General features: G+C 70.2%; 14 protein-coding genes. All 14 read left to right on the top strand.

Annotated elements, in window-relative coordinates; genetic code table 11:
• Window positions 1–32: 32 nt before the first annotated feature.
• From BM360_RS17575 to BM360_RS17510, 14 genes are read left to right on the top strand one after another with little or no spacing between them, the layout of a single operon-like run.
• On the top strand, window positions 33–710 hold the full coding sequence (locus tag BM360_RS17575) for a division/cell wall cluster transcriptional repressor MraZ (protein WP_093316669.1): 678 nt from the start codon (window positions 33–35) through the stop codon (window positions 708–710).
• Window positions 707–1666 (top strand): 16S rRNA (cytosine(1402)-N(4))-methyltransferase RsmH, encoded by a 960-nt coding sequence (gene rsmH / locus BM360_RS17570; RefSeq protein ID WP_093316667.1) that lies wholly within the window; start codon window positions 707–709, stop codon window positions 1664–1666. Before BM360_RS17575 ends, rsmH begins: the two co-directional genes overlap by 4 nt.
• Window positions 1663–2229 (top strand): hypothetical protein, encoded by a 567-nt coding sequence (locus BM360_RS17565; protein WP_093316665.1) that lies wholly within the window; start codon window positions 1663–1665, stop codon window positions 2227–2229. The genes rsmH and BM360_RS17565 overlap by 4 nt, the downstream gene beginning before the upstream one ends.
• Before the next feature lie 37 nt (window positions 2230–2266).
• On the top strand, window positions 2267–3988 hold the full coding sequence (locus tag BM360_RS17560) for a peptidoglycan D,D-transpeptidase FtsI family protein (protein ID WP_479725490.1): 1722 nt from the start codon (window positions 2267–2269) through the stop codon (window positions 3986–3988).
• Window positions 3975–5396: a UDP-N-acetylmuramoyl-L-alanyl-D-glutamate--2,6-diaminopimelate ligase gene (locus BM360_RS17555; RefSeq protein WP_093316663.1), complete on the top strand. Its 1422-nt coding sequence runs from the start codon at window positions 3975–3977 to the stop codon at window positions 5394–5396. Before BM360_RS17560 ends, BM360_RS17555 begins: the two co-directional genes overlap by 14 nt.
• Complete coding sequence (locus BM360_RS17550) at window positions 5393–6781, top strand: UDP-N-acetylmuramoyl-tripeptide--D-alanyl-D-alanine ligase (RefSeq protein WP_093317408.1); 1389 nt, start codon at window positions 5393–5395, stop codon at window positions 6779–6781. Before BM360_RS17555 ends, BM360_RS17550 begins: the two co-directional genes overlap by 4 nt.
• The gene (gene mraY, locus BM360_RS17545; RefSeq protein WP_093316660.1) at window positions 6781–7851 is read left to right on the top strand and encodes a phospho-N-acetylmuramoyl-pentapeptide-transferase; all 1071 of its coding nucleotides are present in this window, start codon (window positions 6781–6783) and stop codon (window positions 7849–7851) included. The genes BM360_RS17550 and mraY overlap by 1 nt, the downstream gene beginning before the upstream one ends.
• Window positions 7848–9128 carry a UDP-N-acetylmuramoyl-L-alanine--D-glutamate ligase gene (gene murD / locus BM360_RS17540; RefSeq protein WP_093316657.1) on the top strand — a complete coding sequence of 427 codons (1281 nt, stop codon included), beginning with the start codon at window positions 7848–7850 and terminating at the stop codon, window positions 9126–9128. Before mraY ends, murD begins: the two co-directional genes overlap by 4 nt.
• The gene (locus BM360_RS17535; protein ID WP_093316654.1) at window positions 9121–10341 is read left to right on the top strand and encodes an FtsW/RodA/SpoVE family cell cycle protein; all 1221 of its coding nucleotides are present in this window, start codon (window positions 9121–9123) and stop codon (window positions 10339–10341) included. The genes murD and BM360_RS17535 overlap by 8 nt, the downstream gene beginning before the upstream one ends.
• Window positions 10338–11474 carry an undecaprenyldiphospho-muramoylpentapeptide beta-N-acetylglucosaminyltransferase gene (murG, locus tag BM360_RS17530; protein WP_093316650.1) on the top strand — a complete coding sequence of 379 codons (1137 nt, stop codon included), beginning with the start codon at window positions 10338–10340 and terminating at the stop codon, window positions 11472–11474. The genes BM360_RS17535 and murG overlap by 4 nt, the downstream gene beginning before the upstream one ends.
• Complete coding sequence (murC, locus tag BM360_RS17525; RefSeq protein WP_093316648.1) at window positions 11471–12883, top strand: UDP-N-acetylmuramate--L-alanine ligase; 1413 nt, start codon at window positions 11471–11473, stop codon at window positions 12881–12883. The genes murG and murC overlap by 4 nt, the downstream gene beginning before the upstream one ends.
• Window positions 12880–13797, top strand: coding sequence for a UDP-N-acetylmuramate dehydrogenase (gene murB, locus BM360_RS17520; RefSeq protein WP_207544638.1), 918 nt, complete (start codon window positions 12880–12882; stop codon window positions 13795–13797). Before murC ends, murB begins: the two co-directional genes overlap by 4 nt.
• Window positions 13794–14729: a D-alanine--D-alanine ligase gene (locus tag BM360_RS17515; protein ID WP_093316645.1), complete on the top strand. Its 936-nt coding sequence runs from the start codon at window positions 13794–13796 to the stop codon at window positions 14727–14729. The genes murB and BM360_RS17515 overlap by 4 nt, the downstream gene beginning before the upstream one ends.
• Complete coding sequence (locus tag BM360_RS17510) at window positions 14726–15661, top strand: cell division protein FtsQ/DivIB (RefSeq protein ID WP_093316641.1); 936 nt, start codon at window positions 14726–14728, stop codon at window positions 15659–15661. The genes BM360_RS17515 and BM360_RS17510 overlap by 4 nt, the downstream gene beginning before the upstream one ends.
• Window positions 15662–15672: the final 11 nt, after the last annotated feature.

Here is a 15672-nt window from a genome sequence, read left to right as displayed (position 1 = left end):
GTCGTGCGTGTCGCACTCTCCCTCGCAGTGCCATGATCAACAACGTCGTGGCATCCAGTGGGATTGAAAACCATGAAATGGAGCGATACACCCAGCCAAGGTTCGGGGGCAGCAAGCCGCGGCCAACTGGTTGTGGTTTTTCGGATCGATCGGCGACGGGGGGAGCGCGGCCCCGCATCGTCAAAGGGGTAGGCGTGGAACGCAGTTTCTTCTTCCACGGCGGCTATTTGAACGCGGTCGACGCGAAGGGACGCGTGTCGCTGCCTGCGCCCTTTCGCAAAGTGATCGAGAAGCGCGCGAAGCTCAGCTTCCCCGGCGGCGACGATGAGGACAAGTCCCTGAAAATCGGTGATTTTGCGAAGAAGGGCTGCCTGCGCGCATTCGACCAGACCTACTCGGCCAAGCTCTACGCCTCGATCCGCGATTCCGTGGCCAAGCGCGGGCTCGATCCGATCGAGGAACTCGACGCGATCGGCGACATGACGCAGGCCACCTTCGGCGGCAGCCCCGACGTGCCCTATGACGCTGCCGGCCGCATGGTGCTGCCGCCCCCCTTGCGCGATGCGGCGGGCATTGCCGATCTCGCCTGGTTCGTCGGCAATGCCGACACCATCCAGATCTGGAATCCCGACCGGTTCCGCGCCAATTGCGCCGACCAGGCCGATCTGCTCCGCCAGCTCGATTACGCCCTTGGGGAGCGCGCCAAGTGAGCGCCGCCCCGCACATCCCCGTGCTCCGCGACGAAGCCGTCGCCGCGCTCGCCATCCAGCCCGGCGAGCGGCATGTCGACGGCACGTTCGGCGCCGGCGGCTATACGCGCGTCATGCTCGCCCAAGGGGCGGAGGTGATCGCCTTCGATCGAGATCCCGATGCGATCGCCGAGGCCCGCGCGTTCGCCGGTGCCGAGCCGCACCTCACGCTCGTTCCCGGCCGCTTCTCGACCATGGTCGAGGTGGTGGGGGAAAGCGGCGTCGATGGCGTCGCGCTCGACCTCGGCGTCTCGTCGATGCAGCTCGACCGGGCGGAGCGCGGCTTCTCCTTCCAGGCCGATGGTCCGCTCGACATGCGGATGGAGCAGGCGGGCATGAGCGCCGCCGAGTTCGTCAACGAGGCGCCGGTGGAGCTGATCGCCGACGTGCTCGACCGCTATGGCGACGAGCCGCGCCACCGCCGCGTCGCTGCCGCCCTCGTCGCCGCGCGTCCGCTGGAGACGACGGGTGCGCTGGCCGCCATCGTCCGCCGCGCGCTCGGCCACCGGCCGCACGAGAAGAAGGATCCGGCAACCCGTACCTTCCAGGCGATCCGCATCCATCTCAACCGCGAGCTGGAGGAGCTGGAAGAAGGCCTCGCCGCGGCCGAGCGGGCGTTGAAGCCCGGCGGCCGCCTCGTCGTCGTGTCGTTCCACTCGGCGGAGGATCGCATCGTGAAACGCTTCCTGCGGGAGCGGAGCGGCGCGGTCCCGGCGGGGTCTCGCCACCGCCCCATGGCCGACGCCGGGCCGCCGCCCAGCTTCGAGGCCGTGGCCAAGGCGGTCCGGCCGTCCGAGGCGGAGGTCGCGGCCAATCCCCGCGCCCGCTCCGCCACGCTCCGTTCCGCCCGCCGCACCGCCGCTCCGCCCTTTTCCCCCGCCCCCGCTCTCTCCCGCTCGAAAGGCCCGCTTTCATGATCGCCATGCGCTTCCGATCGGTCGGCTGGGTTGCCGCTGTCGCCGTCGCCGCGCTCGGCTGCTACATCGTGACGCAGCGCGTCGCGGGCGAGCGGGCGCAGCTCACCAAGGTGGAGCGCGCGATCCTCTATGCCCGGCGCGACATCCGCCGGCTCGAGACGGAGATCGACACCCGCAGCCGCCTGCCGCAGCTGGAACGGTGGAACCAGGAGGTGCTGGCGCTCTCCGCTCCCACCGCCAGCCAGTTCGTCGGTGGCGAGGTGCAGCTGGCCAGCCTCAACCGCCCGGCACCGCTACCGGTCGATCCCGCGCTCGCCCCACCGCCGAGTGCGGTGCGCCAGGTGGCGTTCGCCGCCGCGCCCGTCGCGCGGCCTACCACCCCCATCGTCGCCGCGGCCGCAACGGTTGCAGAACCGCGGCCGGTGCTGCGCCAGGCCACCTATCTGAAGCCGGCGGGCGAGCGGATGAGCAGCCCGATCCAGCCCGCATCGCTGCGCGACGGCGATTTCGCGGCGGAGCTCGCGCGCCTCGCCGCTGCGGAATCGCGGAAGGAGCGGCAGTGATCGCGGCTCGCCGCGGTCCCGCGGGCGTCGTCGCCCGGTGATCCACGCCGCCCTCAATCCGCAGACCGCCCGACCCGTCCCTGCGCGCCTCGCCGCCGACCGGGCCGATGCGCTGACGCTCGCGCATTTCCGCCTCATGGTGATGATGCTGATCTTCATCGGCGTCACCGCGATCGTGGGCCTGCGGCTGGCCTATCTGTCCATCTTCACCGATCGGCCGCAAGCCTCGTCGGGCGGGGCCGGCCTGATCCCCCAGCGGGGCGACATCGTCGACCGCAACGGCGTGGTGCTGGCGCGGACCATCGATGCGTGGTCGATCGCGGTGCATCCCCGCAAGGTGATCGGCGACAAGCGCGTGATCGCGGCGCAGCTGGCCGAGCTGATGCCGGAGAAGACGGGCGAGCAATATTTCGCTATCCTCAGCGCCGACAAGACCTACGCCTATCTCCGCCGCCGCGCCGTGCCTGAGCTGGTGCGCGCGGTGAACGCCATTGGTGAGCCGGCGATCGTCTTCGCGCGCGAGCCCGAGCGGCTCTATCCGCAGGCGACGCTCGCCAGCCACGTGCTCGGCTGGATCGACCAGAACGGCAATGCCGCCGCCGGCATGGAAAAGGTGCTCGACAGCCGCCTCACCGCACCGGCGCTGCGCGACAAGCCGGCCGCGCTGTCGATCGACAGCCGCGTGCAGGCCGCGATGGAGACGGAGCTGACCGCCGCGATGGTTAAGCATCAGGCGATCGGCGCGTCGGGCCTCGTCCTCGATGTCGACACGGGCGAGGTGGTGGCGATGGCCAGCCTGCCCAGCTTCAACCCCAACGCCACCGGCCGCACGCCCTACGAGACGTTCCTCAACAAGGGCGTGACCAACGTCTATGAGCTCGGCTCGACCTTCAAGATGCTGACCGTCGCCAACGCGCTGGAGAGCGGCACCGTCACCTCGATGGCGCGTCGCTATGACGCGACGGTGCCGCTCCAGGTCGGCCGCTTCCGCATCCGGGACGACCATCCGGAAAAGCGCTGGCTGAACGTGCCGGAGATCCTCGTCCACTCGTCCAACATCGGCACCGCGCGGCTGGCGGACGAGCTTGGGCCGCAGCGCACGCGCGCCTTCTTCCACAAGCTCGGCTTCGACCGGAAGGTGGATATCGAGCTGCCCGCTGCGGGCAAGCCGCTGTGGCCGGGCTTCTGGGCGCGGACGACGACGATGACGGTCGCCTACGGCCACGGCATCGCGGTCACCCCGCTGCACCTCGCGCTCGCTTATGCCGCGCTGACCAACGGCGGCACGCTCCGCCCGGCGACCCTGATCAAGCAGGACAAGCCCGTTCCCGGCACGCGCGTCATCTCGGAAGCGACGAGCGCGCGAATGCGGCAGCTGATGCGGCTCGTCGTGATGAAGGGCACGGGCAAGCGCGCCGATGCGCCGGGCCTGCGCGTCGGCGGCAAGACGGGCACGGCGGAGAAGCCGCAGGCCGGCGGCTATAACCGCCGCGTCAACGTTTCCACCTTCGCGGCGGTGTTCCCGATGGATCACCCGCGCTATGTGGTTATCGCCATGCTCGACAGTCCCAAGGGCACCGCCGACACGTTCGGTTTCACCACCGCCGCGTGGGTGTCCGGCCCCGTCATCAGCCGCGTCGTCGCGCGGATCGGGCCGCTGCTCGGCGTCATCCCGGACGAGCGCCGCGACGTGGACGAGAGCGAGCTGCTGCCGCTGCTGTGGGAACCGAAGGGAGCCAAGGGCCATGCGGCTGAGTGATCTCGGGCTCGCCGCGGGCCTGCCCGACACCCGCATCACCGGCTTCGCCATCGATCATCGCAAGGTGGCGCCGGGCACCGTTTTCGGCGCCTTTCGCGGCCTGAGCGCCAATGGCGAGGATTATATCGCGGAGGCGGTGGCGCGGGGCGCGGTGGCGGTGGTCGCCCGGCCGGAGGCGGCTGTCGCCGGCGCGCTGCACATCGCCGATCCCGAGCCGCGCCGCGCCTTCGCGCAGGCGGCCGCCCGCTTCTTCGCGCCGTTTCCGGAAACGGTGGTCGCGGTCACCGGCACCAACGGCAAGACCTCGACCGTGGAACTCACCCGCCAGCTGTGGCGCATGGCGGGCGCCAACGCCGCGTCGATTGGCACGCTCGGCGTCACCACTGCCGACGATCAGGTGTCGACCGGCCTGACCACGCCCGACATCGCCACCTTCCTGTCCAACGTCGCGGGGCTCAGGCGGGAGGGCGTGACGCATCTCGCCTTCGAGGCGTCGAGCCACGGCCTGTCGCAGTTCCGCACGGAAGGGCTGCCCGTCACCGCTGCCGCCTTCACCAATCTCAGCCGCGATCATCTCGACTATCACGGCACGATGGAGGCCTATCTCGAGGCCAAGCTGCGCCTGTTCACCGAGGTGGTCGAGCCCGGCGGCACCGCCGTCGTCTGGGCCGACGATCCGGCCAGCGCGCGCGTGATCGAGCTGGCGGCCGAACGCGGGCTGAAGCTGCTGACGGTGGGCACGCAAGGGGCGGGGCTGAAGCTCGTCGCGCGCGAGCCGACGCAGCTCGGCCAGACGCTGACGATCGAGGCGGAAGGCGGCCGCCACACGGTCAAGCTGCCGCTAATCGGCGCTTACCAGGCCGCCAACGCGCTCGTCTCGGCCGGGCTGGTGCTGGCGACCGGCGGGACGCTTGCCGACGTGCTGGCGCGGCTGGCGCGCGTCGCGCCGGTGCGCGGGCGGCTGGAGCGGGCGGTGATCACCCAGGCGGGCGCGCCGGTCTATGTCGATTATGCGCACACGCCCGACGGACTGGTCGCCGCCATCGAGGCGCTGATGCCGCACGCCAAGGGGCGGCTGATCGTCATGTTCGGCGCAGGTGGAGACCGTGACACGGGCAAGCGGCCGGAGATGGGCGCCGCCGCCGTCCGCCTTGCCGACCGCGTCATCGTGACTGACGACAATCCGCGCTCCGAAGATCCCGCCGCGATCCGCGCCGCCATCATGGCCGCCGCACCTGGCGCCACCGAGATTGGCGGCCGCCGCGAGGCGATTGCCGCCGCCATCGCCGAGGCGGGGGCGGACGATATCGTCCTGCTCGCCGGCAAGGGCCATGAGCAGGGCCAGATCGTCGGCGACCGCGTCCTGCCGTTCGACGACGTCCAGGTCGCACGCGAGTGCGCGGCGTGACGACGCTCTGGACCGCAACCGACATCGCCGCGGCAACCGGCGGCACCGCCTCTGCCGACTTCGCTGCAAGCGGGGTCGCCTTCGATTCGCGTGAGGTCGGCGCGGGCGACCTGTTCGTCGCGCTGAAGGGGGAGGCGACGGACGGCCACCGCTTCGTCGAGGGTGCCTTCGCGCAAGGGGCAGCGGGCGCGATCGTCTCCGAGACGGTCGCACATCCCCACGTCCTCGTTCCCGACACGGCGGCCGCCCTCGACGCGCTCGGCCGTGCCGCCCGCGCGCGGACGGGCGCGACGGTGATCGGCGTCACCGGTTCGGTCGGCAAGACGGGCACCAAGGAGGCGCTGGCCGCCGCGCTCGCCCGCTCCGCGCCGGGCAAGGTCCACCGCTCGGTCAAGAGCTACAACAATCACACCGGCGTGCCCTTGAGCCTCGCGCGGATGCCGGCGGACAGCCGCTACGGCGTGTTCGAGATGGGCATGAACCATCCCGGCGAATTGTCGATGCTGACCCGCCTCGTCCGGCCGCATATCGCCATCGTCACCGCCATCGCCCCCGCCCATGCCGGCTTCTTCCGCGACGAGGCCGAGATTGCCCAGGCCAAGGCCGAGATCTTCGAAGGGCTGGAGCCGGGCGGCACCGCGATCGTGCCGCACGACAGCCCGCACCGCGACGCGCTGCTCGCCAAGGCACGCGCACATGCGGCCCGGGTCTGGACGTTCGGCCGCGACAAGACGGCGGATGTCTTCGCGCGTGAGGCGATTGCGGGCCCCCGCGGCACGCTCGTCACCGCCGTCCTGCCGGGCGCGGAGCTGACCTTCACGCTGGCGCCGCCCGGCGATCACTGGGTGTCGAACGCGCTGGCGCTGCTCGCCGCCGTCCACGCCGCGGGCGGCGATCTCGCCGCCGCGGGCCTCGCGCTGGCCGATCTGCCGGGTCTGCCCGGCCGCGGTGCGCGCCTGTCGATCCCCGTCGCGGGCGGTGAGGCGCTGCTGATTGATGAAAGCTACAATGCCAACCCGGCCTCGATGGCGGCGACGCTGAAGCTGCTCGGCACCGAACCCGCCCGCCGCCGCATCGCCGTGCTGGGCGAGATGCGCGAATTGGGCGACCACTCCCAGCGCTATCATGCCGGCCTGCGCGATGCGCTCATTGCCGCAAGGATCGAGGCGGTGGTGCTGGTCGGCGCGGAGATGGCGCCGCTCGCCGATGCGCTTGGCCACGATCCGCTCCACGTCGCCCATGTCGCCAGCGCGGACGAGGCACTGGCCTATGTCGGGCCGATCCTGGCTCCGGGCGACGCCTTGCTCGTCAAGGGATCGAACGGCGTCCGCCTGTCGCGGCTCGTCGAGGCGCTGACCCGACCGCTTCCGGCCGAGGCCATCTGATGCTCTATTATCTCGCCAGCCTGCTCCACTTCGAGAGCATCGCCAATCTCTTCCGCTACGTCACCGTCCGCGCGGGCGGCGCGGTGATGACGGCGCTGATCATCGGCCTGCTGCTCGGCCCCCGCTTCATCGGCTGGCTGCGCGTCCGCCAGGGCAAGGGCCAGCCGATCCGGACGGACGGGCCGCAGACCCACCTCGCCAAGGTCGGCACGCCGACCATGGGCGGGCTGATGATCCTGACCGCGGTGATTGCGTCGATGATCCTGTGGATGGATCTCGGCAATCGCTACACCTGGGCGTGCCTGTTCGTGCTCCTGGGCTTCGGCCTGATCGGCTTCCTCGACGATTACGACAAGGTGACCAAGCGCAGCCACAAGGGCGTGCCGGCGAAGCTCAGGCTGCTGCTCGAATTCGCCATTGCCGGGCTCGCCAGCTGGCTGATCCTCGATGGCAACGGCACGCAGCTCTACGTGCCCTTCTATAACGGGCCCGTGATCGATCTCGGACCGTTCTACGTCGTCTTCGCCGCCTTCGTCATCGTCGCGTTCGGCAATGCGGTGAACCTGACCGACGGGCTCGACGGCCTCGCGACGATGCCTGTCGTCATCGCGTCGCTGGCGTTCATGGCCATCGCCTATCTGGTCGGCAATGCGAAGTTCGCCGAATATCTCGGCATCCCGCACGTGCTGGGGGCGGGGGACCTGACCATCCTGCTCGCGGCGATCATCGGCGGCGGCCTCGCCTTCCTGTGGTTCAATGCGCCGCCCGCCGCGGTGTTCATGGGCGATACGGGCAGCCTGGCGCTGGGCGGCGTGCTGGGTGCCATCGCGGTTGCCTGCCATCACGAGATCGTGCTGGCGGTGGTCGGCGGCCTGTTCGTGCTGGAGGCGGTGTCCGTCGTCCTCCAGGTCTTCTTCTTCAAGCGGACGGGCAAGCGCATCTTCCGCATGGCGCCGATCCACCACCATTTCGAACAGCTCGGCTGGTCGGAGCCGACCGTCGTGATCCGCTTCTGGATCATCAGCTTCGTGCTGGCGCTTGCCGGCCTTGCCACGCTGAAGCTGCGGTGATCACCTCCCCCGCCTTTTCCGGCAAGCGCTACGCGGTGCTTGGCCTTGCCCGGTCGGGCCTCGCGACGGTGGAGGCGCTGGCGGCCTCGGGCGCTGAGGTTGTCGCGTGGGACGCGGATGAAGCGAAGCGCGCAGCGGTCGAGGGCATCGCCGCGCTCGGCGATCCGATGGAGATCGATCTCGCCGGCTTCGACGCGCTGGTCGTCTCCCCCGGCGTGCCGCTCAACCGTCACCCGATCACGGGCCGCGCCGCGGCGGCAGGCGTGCCGATCATCGGCGATATCGAGCTGTTCGCCGAAGCCCGTGCGTCGCTGCCGCCGCACAAGGTGGTCGGAATCACCGGCACCAACGGCAAGTCGACCACCACCGCGCTGATCCACCACATCTGCGAGACGGCGGGCCTGCCGACGCTGATGGGCGGCAATATCGGCCTGCCCATCCTCTCGCGCGATCCGCTCCCAAAGGGCGGCGTCTATGTGCTGGAGCTGTCGAGCTATCAGATCGACCTGACGCGGACGCTGGACTGCGACGTGGCGGTGCTGACCAACATCACGCCCGATCACCTCGACCGTTATGATGGGTTCGACGCCTATGCGGCGAGCAAGGCGCGGCTGTTCGACATGTCGGCAGGTACCGCGGTGATCGCAACGGAAGATGACGAAACCAGGCGGATCGCTGCCGCACGAGAGGGCGCACTGGTCGAGGTGTCGTCGACCAGCATCACGGACCAGTCCGAGTGGCCTGCATTGCAGGGTCCGCACAATGCGCAGAACGCTGCTTGCGCCGTCGCCGCAGCCCGGGCGCTCGGCATCGCCGACGAAGCGGTCGAGCAAGCCCTCCGCACCTTCCCCGGCCTGCCCCATCGCATGGAGCGTGTCGCTACGCGTGCCGGCGTGCTCTACGTCAACGACAGCAAGGCGACGAACAGCACCGCCACCGCCCCGGCGCTCGGCGCCTACCGGGACATTCACTGGATCCTCGGCGGCCTCGCCAAGACGCGCGAGCTGGATGCCTGTCTGCCCTTCCTCAAGAACGTCGCCGCCGCCTACACGATCGGTGATGCCGGCCCGATGTTCGCCGATATCCTGCGCCCGCACGGCATCGCCGTCACCGAGAGCGGCACCCTTGAGAAGGCGGTCCGCACCGCGGCGCAGGTGGCGCGAAGCGGCGAGGTGGTGATGCTCTCGCCCGCCTGCGCCAGCTTCGACCAGTTCAGGGACTATGAGGCGCGTGGCGACGCGTTCCGCGCAGCCGTGAAGGAATTGCCCGATGGCTAGGTCCGCCAGCCCCGCCACCGCCGTCGTCTCCCGTGCCAAGCGCAAGCCGCGCCCGGCGCGGTTCGGCCGAGGGGATCGCTCCGCGCTCGGCACCTGGTTCTGGGAGATTGACCGCGTCCTGCTCCTGCTCGTCGCCGGTCTGATCGGCATCGGGCTGATCGCGGTCGCCGCCGCCTCGCCCGCCGCGGCGGTGCGCTATTCGGGGGGCAGCGTCACCTTCCCGCCGCTCTACTATCTCTACCGCCAGCTCGTCTGGCTGGGTGTCGGCCTGCCGGTGATGCTGGCCGTGTCGATGCTGCCCAAGGAAGCCGCGCGGCGCTTCGCCGTGATCGGCGCGGGCGTTTTCCTGCTGCTGCTCGCGCTCGTGCCCTTCGTCGGGGTCGAGGCGAACGGCGCGCGGCGCTGGATCGGTGCGGGCTTCGCGCAGCTTCAGCCGTCCGAGTTCCTGAAGCCCCTGTTCGTCGTCACGCTCGCCTGGATCTTTTCGCTCGGCGCGCGGGACAAGTCGCTTCCCGTTGTCTGGCTGACCGCCGGCCTCACCGGCTGCGTCGCGCTGTTGCTGATGAAGCAGCCCGATTTCGGTCAGACGGTGATCTTCCTGTCTATCTGGCTGTCGCTGCTGATGCTGTCGGGCGTGCAGATGAAGTGGCTGGCGGCGCTGGGGGCTGCCGGCGTCGGCGGCATCGTCGCGGCCTATCTGTTCTATCCGGTGGCCACCGCGCGCATCGACAAGTTCCTGACAGGCACGGGTGACACCTACCAGATGGATTCGGCGCACAACACTTTGGTCAATGGCGGGCTGATCGGCATGGGGCCTGGGGCGGGCACGATGAAGTTCCGCCTGCCCGAGCCGCATACCGACTACATCTTCTCGGTGATCGGCGAGGAGTTCGGCCTGCTCGCCTGCCTTGCCATTGCGCTCCTCTATCTCGCCATCGTCGTCCGCGTGTTCATCAAGCTGCTCGACGAGAAGGACGAGTTCCTGCTGTTCGCCGCCGCCGGCCTCGTCGTCCAGTTCGGGTTGCAGGCGCTGATCAACATGGCGGTGAACGTCGGCATCGCGCCGTCGAAGGGCATGACGCTGCCCTTCATCTCCTATGGCGGCTCGTCGATGATCGCGTTGTCGGTCGGCTTCGGGCTGTTGCTGGCGTTCACGCGCCGGAACCCGTATCTGACGCGCTCCCCTTATGTCGTGACGTGGAGTGGCCGATGAGCCCGCGGCCCAAGAGCCTGCATTTCGTTCTAGCGGCCGGCGGCACCGGCGGCCACATGGTGCCCGCCCATGCGCTGGGCCTCGAGCTGATCGCGCGCGGCCACCGCGTCGCTCTGGTGACGGACGAGCGGGGGGCCAAGATCCCCAATCTGTTCGACGGCGTGCAGACGCATGTCCTGCCTGCGGGCCGCATCGCGGGCGGGCCGATCGGCTGGGCCAAGGCCGGCCGCGCCATCTGGGAGGGGCGCGACATGGCGCGCCGCCTTTACGACACGTTCCGCCCGGCCGCGGTGATCGGCTTCGGCGGCTATCCGGCGATGCCCGCCATGCTCGCCGCCTTTGCCGACAAGGTGCCGACCGCGGTGCACGAGCAGAATGCCGTGCTCGGCCGCGTCAACCGCTTCATCGCAGGGCAGGTGGACCGCATCTTCACCGCCTATCCCGAGATCGCGAAGCTGCGCCCGCGGCATGAAGGCAAGGTCCGCCTCGTCGGCAATCCGGTGCGGGATGTGGTGCTGAGCTTACGCGATCAGCCCTTCCCGGCGTTGACCGAGGACGGCGTGTTCCGCGTTCTCGTGACAGGCGGCAGCCAGGGTGCGACCGTGCTGTCGGAGGTGGTGCCCGACGGGCTCGGCCTCCTGCCGGTCAACTTCCGCCGCCGCATGCAGGTGACGCAGCAATGCCGGCCCGAGGGTATCGAGGCGGTGCGCGCGCGCTATGCCGCGCTCGAGATTCCCGCCGATCTCGCCACCTACCTGCCCGATCTGCCCGACCGGCTGGGCTGGGCGCACCTCGTCATCGCGCGCGCAGGCGCCTCGACCATCGCCGAGCTGACGGTGGCGGGCCGCCCCGCCATCCTCGTGCCGCTGCCGACCGCGATGGACGATCACCAGACCGCCAATGTGCGCGAGCTGGTCGCCGCAGGCGGCGCCCGCTCGATCCCGCAGAGCCGCTTCACCCCCGTGGAACTCGCCAAGCAGATGCAGAAGCTCGCGCTCGAACCCGGCGCGCTGGTCAACGCGGCCGCCCGTGCCAAGTCGTGCGGCCGCCCGGATGCCACCCGCGCCATGGCCGAGGCGCTGGAGGAGATGGTCGGCCTCCGCGCCGTCCGCCCCGAGGAGCAGGCGGCATGAGGGGCGTGCAGACCGACATCGGCACGATCCACTTCATCGGCATCGGCGGCATCGGCATGTCCGGCATCGCCGAGGTGATGCACAATCTCGGCTACAAGGTGCAGGGCTCCGACGTAGCTGAGGGCTACGTGATCGAGGGACTGCGCGCGCGGGGCATCCCCGTCGCCATCGGCCACCGCGCGGAGAATCTCGGCGACGCCGCCGTCGTCGTCACCTCCACCGCGATCAAGCGCGGCAATCCGGAGGTGGAGCTGGCCTACGAAACGCGCGTCCCCGTCGTCCGCCGCGCGGAGATGCTGGCCGAGCTGATGCGCCTGAAGTCCACCGTCGCTGTCGCGGGCACGCACGGCAAGACGACGACGACCTCTATGGTCGCGGCCCTGCTCGATGCGGGCGGCGTCGATCCCACCGTCATCAATGGCGGCATCATCAACAGCTACGGCTCCAACGCGCGCCTCGGCGCGTCCGACTGGATGGTGGTGGAGGCGGACGAGAGCGACGGCAGCTTCCTGCGCCTCGACGGCACCGTCGCGGTGGTCACCAACATCGATCCCGAGCATCTCGACCATTACGGCTCGTTCGATGCGGTGAAGGCGGCGTTCGTCGAGTTCGTCGAGAATGTGCCCTTCTACGGCGCGGCCTTGATGTGCCTCGATCATCCGGAGGTGCAGGCGATTCTGCCCAAGATCCGCGATCGCCGCGTCGTCACCTACGGCTTCTCCGCGCAGGCCGACGTGCGCGGCGTCAACGTGACGCCGGTGCCCGGCGGCAACCGTTTCGAGGCGATCATCCGCCACCGCGACGGCACCACCCGCTCGATCGAGGATATCGAGTTGCCGATGCCCGGCCGCCACAACGTGCAGAATGCGCTCGCCGCGATTGGCGTCGCGCTGGAGCTGAACGTGGCGGACGACGTGATCCGCACCGGTTTCGCCAAGTTCGGCGGGGTCAAGCGGCGCTTCACCAAGGTGGGTGAGGTAAACGGCGCGACGATCATCGACGATTACGGCCACCACCCGGTCGAGATCCGCGCGGTGCTGTCGGCGGCCGGCGAGAGCGCGCAGGGCCGCGTCATCGCCGTTGCGCAGCCGCACCGTTTCACCCGCCTGCGCGATCTGATGGCTGACTTCCAGGGTGCGTTCAACGAGGCGGACATGGTCTATGTCACGCCCGTCTATGCCGCGGGCGAGGCGCCGATCGAGGGCGTCGATGCCGCCGCTCTGGTCAAGGGCCTGCGCGAGCGCGGCCACCGCTCCGCACAGGAGATACCCGGGCCGGAGGCGCTCGCGGCCGAGCTGGCGCGCATCGTCCAGCCGGGCGATCAGGTCATCTGCCTGGGCGCTGGCGACATCACCAAATGGGCCGCCGGCCTCGCCGCCGCGATCGAGCGGGAGCGCGTCGCCGCATGACCGCCACCGCCCGCGCCGCTGCCGTGCCTGACCTGCCGCCCGTCCGCGGCCGGCTGACGCACGCCGCGCCGCTGGCGCCGCTCGTCTGGTTCAAGAGCGGCGGGGCGGCCGAATGGCTGTTCGAGCCGGCGGACGCGGACGATCTCGCCGGTTTTCTGGCGCGCCTCGATCCTGCCGTGCCGGTAATGGCGCTCGGTCTCGGCTCCAACCTGATCGTCCGCGATGGCGGCGTGTCGGGCATCGTCATCCGCCTCGGCAAGGCATTCGCGCAGGTTCAGCGGCTGGACGAGACCAGCCTCCGCTGCGGCGCGGGGGCGAGCGGCATCCTCGTCTCCTCCACCGCGCGCGATGCGGGGATCGGAGGGCTGGAGTTCCTCCGCTCCATCCCCGGCACGGTCGGCGGCTTCGTCCGCATGAACGGCGGCGCTTATGGCCGCGAGACGGTCGACGTGCTGGTCCAGGCGCAGGTGGTGCTGCGCTCGGGCGAGATCCGCACGCTGCCGGTCGAGGATCTCGGCTACACTTATCGCCACAGCAACCTGGCCGATGGCGCGGTCGTGATCGGCGCGACCTTCCGCGGCGACCCCGCCGAGCCGGCCGCGATCCAGGCGGAGATGGACCGCATCGCCGCCGCGCGCGAGGCCTCGCAGCCGCTCCGCTCAAAGACCGGCGGCTCCACCTTCAAGAACCCGGCCGGCCACAAGGCGTGGGAGCTGGTCGACGCGGCCGGCTGCCGCGGCCTCAGGCGGGGTGATGCGCAGGTGTCGACCAAGCACACCAACTTCCTCCTCAATCTCGGCAGCGCGACCAGCGCCGACATCGAGGCGCTTGGCGAGGAGGTGCGCGACAGGGTGAAGGCAGCAAGCGGCGTGACGCTCGAATGGGAAATCCAGCGCGTGGGGGTGGGGGCATGACCGCCGCCCTCCACATCGCCGTCCTGATGGGCGGCTGGTCCGCCGAGCGTGAGGTGTCCCTCACCTCGGGCGCGGGCGTCGCCGATGCGCTGGAGTCGCTCGGCCACCGCGTCACCCGCATCGACATGGGCCGCGACGTCGCCGCGCGGCTGGCGGAGGCCGCACCCGATCTCGTGTTCAACGCGCTCCACGGCACGCCGGGCGAGGATGGCAGCGTGCAGGGCCTGATGGACCTGATGGGCCTGCGCTACACGCATTCGGGCATGGCCACCTCGGTCATCGCGATCGACAAGGTACTGACCAAGCAGGCGCTCGTGCCCCATGGCATCCGCATGCCCGGCGGCATGGTGGTCGGCTCGGAAAGCCTCTACGCCGCCGATCCGCTGCCTCGGCCCTATGTGCTGAAGCCGGTCAACGAGGGATCGTCCGTCGGCGTCGCGATCGTCACCGAGGGCGGCAATTACGGCTCCCCCATCGGCCGCGACACGGCAGGCCCCTGGCAGGAGTTTGACGAACTGCTCGCCGAACCCTTCATCAAGGGGCGCGAGCTGACCGTCGCGGTGCTGGGCGACCGTGCGCTGGCGGTGACCGAGCTCAAGCCCAAGTCCGGCTTCTACGATTACGAATCGAAATATACCGACGGCCTCACGCTGCACATCTGCCCCGCGCAGATCCCCGCCGTGATTGCGGAGGCGGCAATGGCGATGGCGGTCAAGGCGCATCACGTGCTGGGCTGCCGCGGCACCAGCCGCTCGGACTTTCGCTGGGACGAGGAGATGGGCGAGGCGGGCCTCTACCTGCTTGAGGTCAACACCCAGCCCGGCATGACGCCGCTCAGCCTCGTGCCCGAGCAGGCGAAGCATATCGGCATGACCTATCCGCAGCTCGTCCAGCGGATCGTCGACGAGGCGCTGACAGGGGAGGGCGCATGACCGCGAAGGCCACCATTCGCCGCAGCAATGTCGCGCGCAATCGTCCGCGCACCGTGCAGCGCGGTCGCGGCCGGCCGGCGGTCAAGCGCGCCCCGTCCGCGCTTGCCCGCGCGGTCGCGGCGATGCCCGTTCCCGCCGCGGCGCTGAAGCGGGCGGCGGGCATCGGCCTGTGGCTCTTGCTATTCGGCGGACTGATCGCGGGCATTCTCGCGATGAAACTGCCGCAGATGGTCGGCGTCGAGCTGGGCGAGGCGCTCGGCCGCGCCGGTTTCCGCGTCCGCACCATCGAAATCCGCGGCATCGACGCGATGGATCGGGGCGCCGTCTATGCCGCCGCGGCGGATCAGAAGTCGCGCGCCATGCCGCTCGTCGACCTAGAGGAGATTCGCACGCGGCTGATGCGCTACGGCTGGATCGCCGATGCGCGCGTCTCGCGCCGCCTGCCCGATACTCTGGTGGTCGACATCGTCGAGCGCCGCCCCGCCGCCGTCTGGCAGCATCAGCGCCGCCTGACGCTGATCGACAGGGACGGGCGCGTCATCGCTCCCGTGGCCCTGACGGAGCTGCCCAGCCTGCCGCTGGTGATCGGCCCCGGCGCAAATCTCCACGTCACCGGCCTCAACCAGCTCGTCGCGACGCAGCCTGCCATCCGCCCCGTCCTGGCCGGCGCCACCTGGGTGGGTGACCGCCGCTGGGATCTGCGCTTCCTGTCGGGCGAGACGCTGGCGCTGCCCGAGGGACAGGAAGCATCGCTCCGCGCGCTCGCCGAATTTGTCCGCCTCGACGGCAAGGCGCGCCTGCTCGGCCAGGGTTTCGTCCGCTTCGACATGCGCGTGCCCGACAAGTTCGTCGTCCGCGTGACGCGCGAGCCCGGCCACCGCGTCGCCGACGATGCCGCCCGCCCGCTGGTCAAGCCCGCGGACAGCATCTGATGATCCGCCCC

This window comes from Sphingomonas jatrophae, from assembly GCF_900113315.1.
GTDB lineage: Bacteria > Pseudomonadota > Alphaproteobacteria > Sphingomonadales > Sphingomonadaceae > Sphingomonas_P > Sphingomonas_P jatrophae.
This window is presented reverse-complemented; position numbering and strand designations above follow the sequence as displayed.

Coding starts and splice junctions, on each gene's coding strand:
- murB (WP_207544638.1), top strand. CDS start 12,880: ATGACCGCCACCGCCCGCGCCGCTGCCGTGCCTGACCTGCCGCCCGTC.
- murG (WP_093316650.1), top strand. CDS start 10,338: ATGAGCCCGCGGCCCAAGAGCCTGCATTTCGTTCTAGCGGCCGGCGGC.
- BM360_RS17510 (WP_093316641.1), top strand. CDS start 14,726: ATGACCGCGAAGGCCACCATTCGCCGCAGCAATGTCGCGCGCAATCGT.
- mraY (WP_093316660.1), top strand. CDS start 6,781: ATGCTCTATTATCTCGCCAGCCTGCTCCACTTCGAGAGCATCGCCAAT.
- BM360_RS17565 (WP_093316665.1), top strand. CDS start 1,663: ATGATCGCCATGCGCTTCCGATCGGTCGGCTGGGTTGCCGCTGTCGCC.
- BM360_RS17515 (WP_093316645.1), top strand. CDS start 13,794: ATGACCGCCGCCCTCCACATCGCCGTCCTGATGGGCGGCTGGTCCGCC.
- murC (WP_093316648.1), top strand. CDS start 11,471: ATGAGGGGCGTGCAGACCGACATCGGCACGATCCACTTCATCGGCATC.
- BM360_RS17555 (WP_093316663.1), top strand. CDS start 3,975: ATGCGGCTGAGTGATCTCGGGCTCGCCGCGGGCCTGCCCGACACCCGC.
- BM360_RS17575 (WP_093316669.1), top strand. CDS start 33: ATGATCAACAACGTCGTGGCATCCAGTGGGATTGAAAACCATGAAATG.
- BM360_RS17535 (WP_093316654.1), top strand. CDS start 9,121: ATGGCTAGGTCCGCCAGCCCCGCCACCGCCGTCGTCTCCCGTGCCAAG.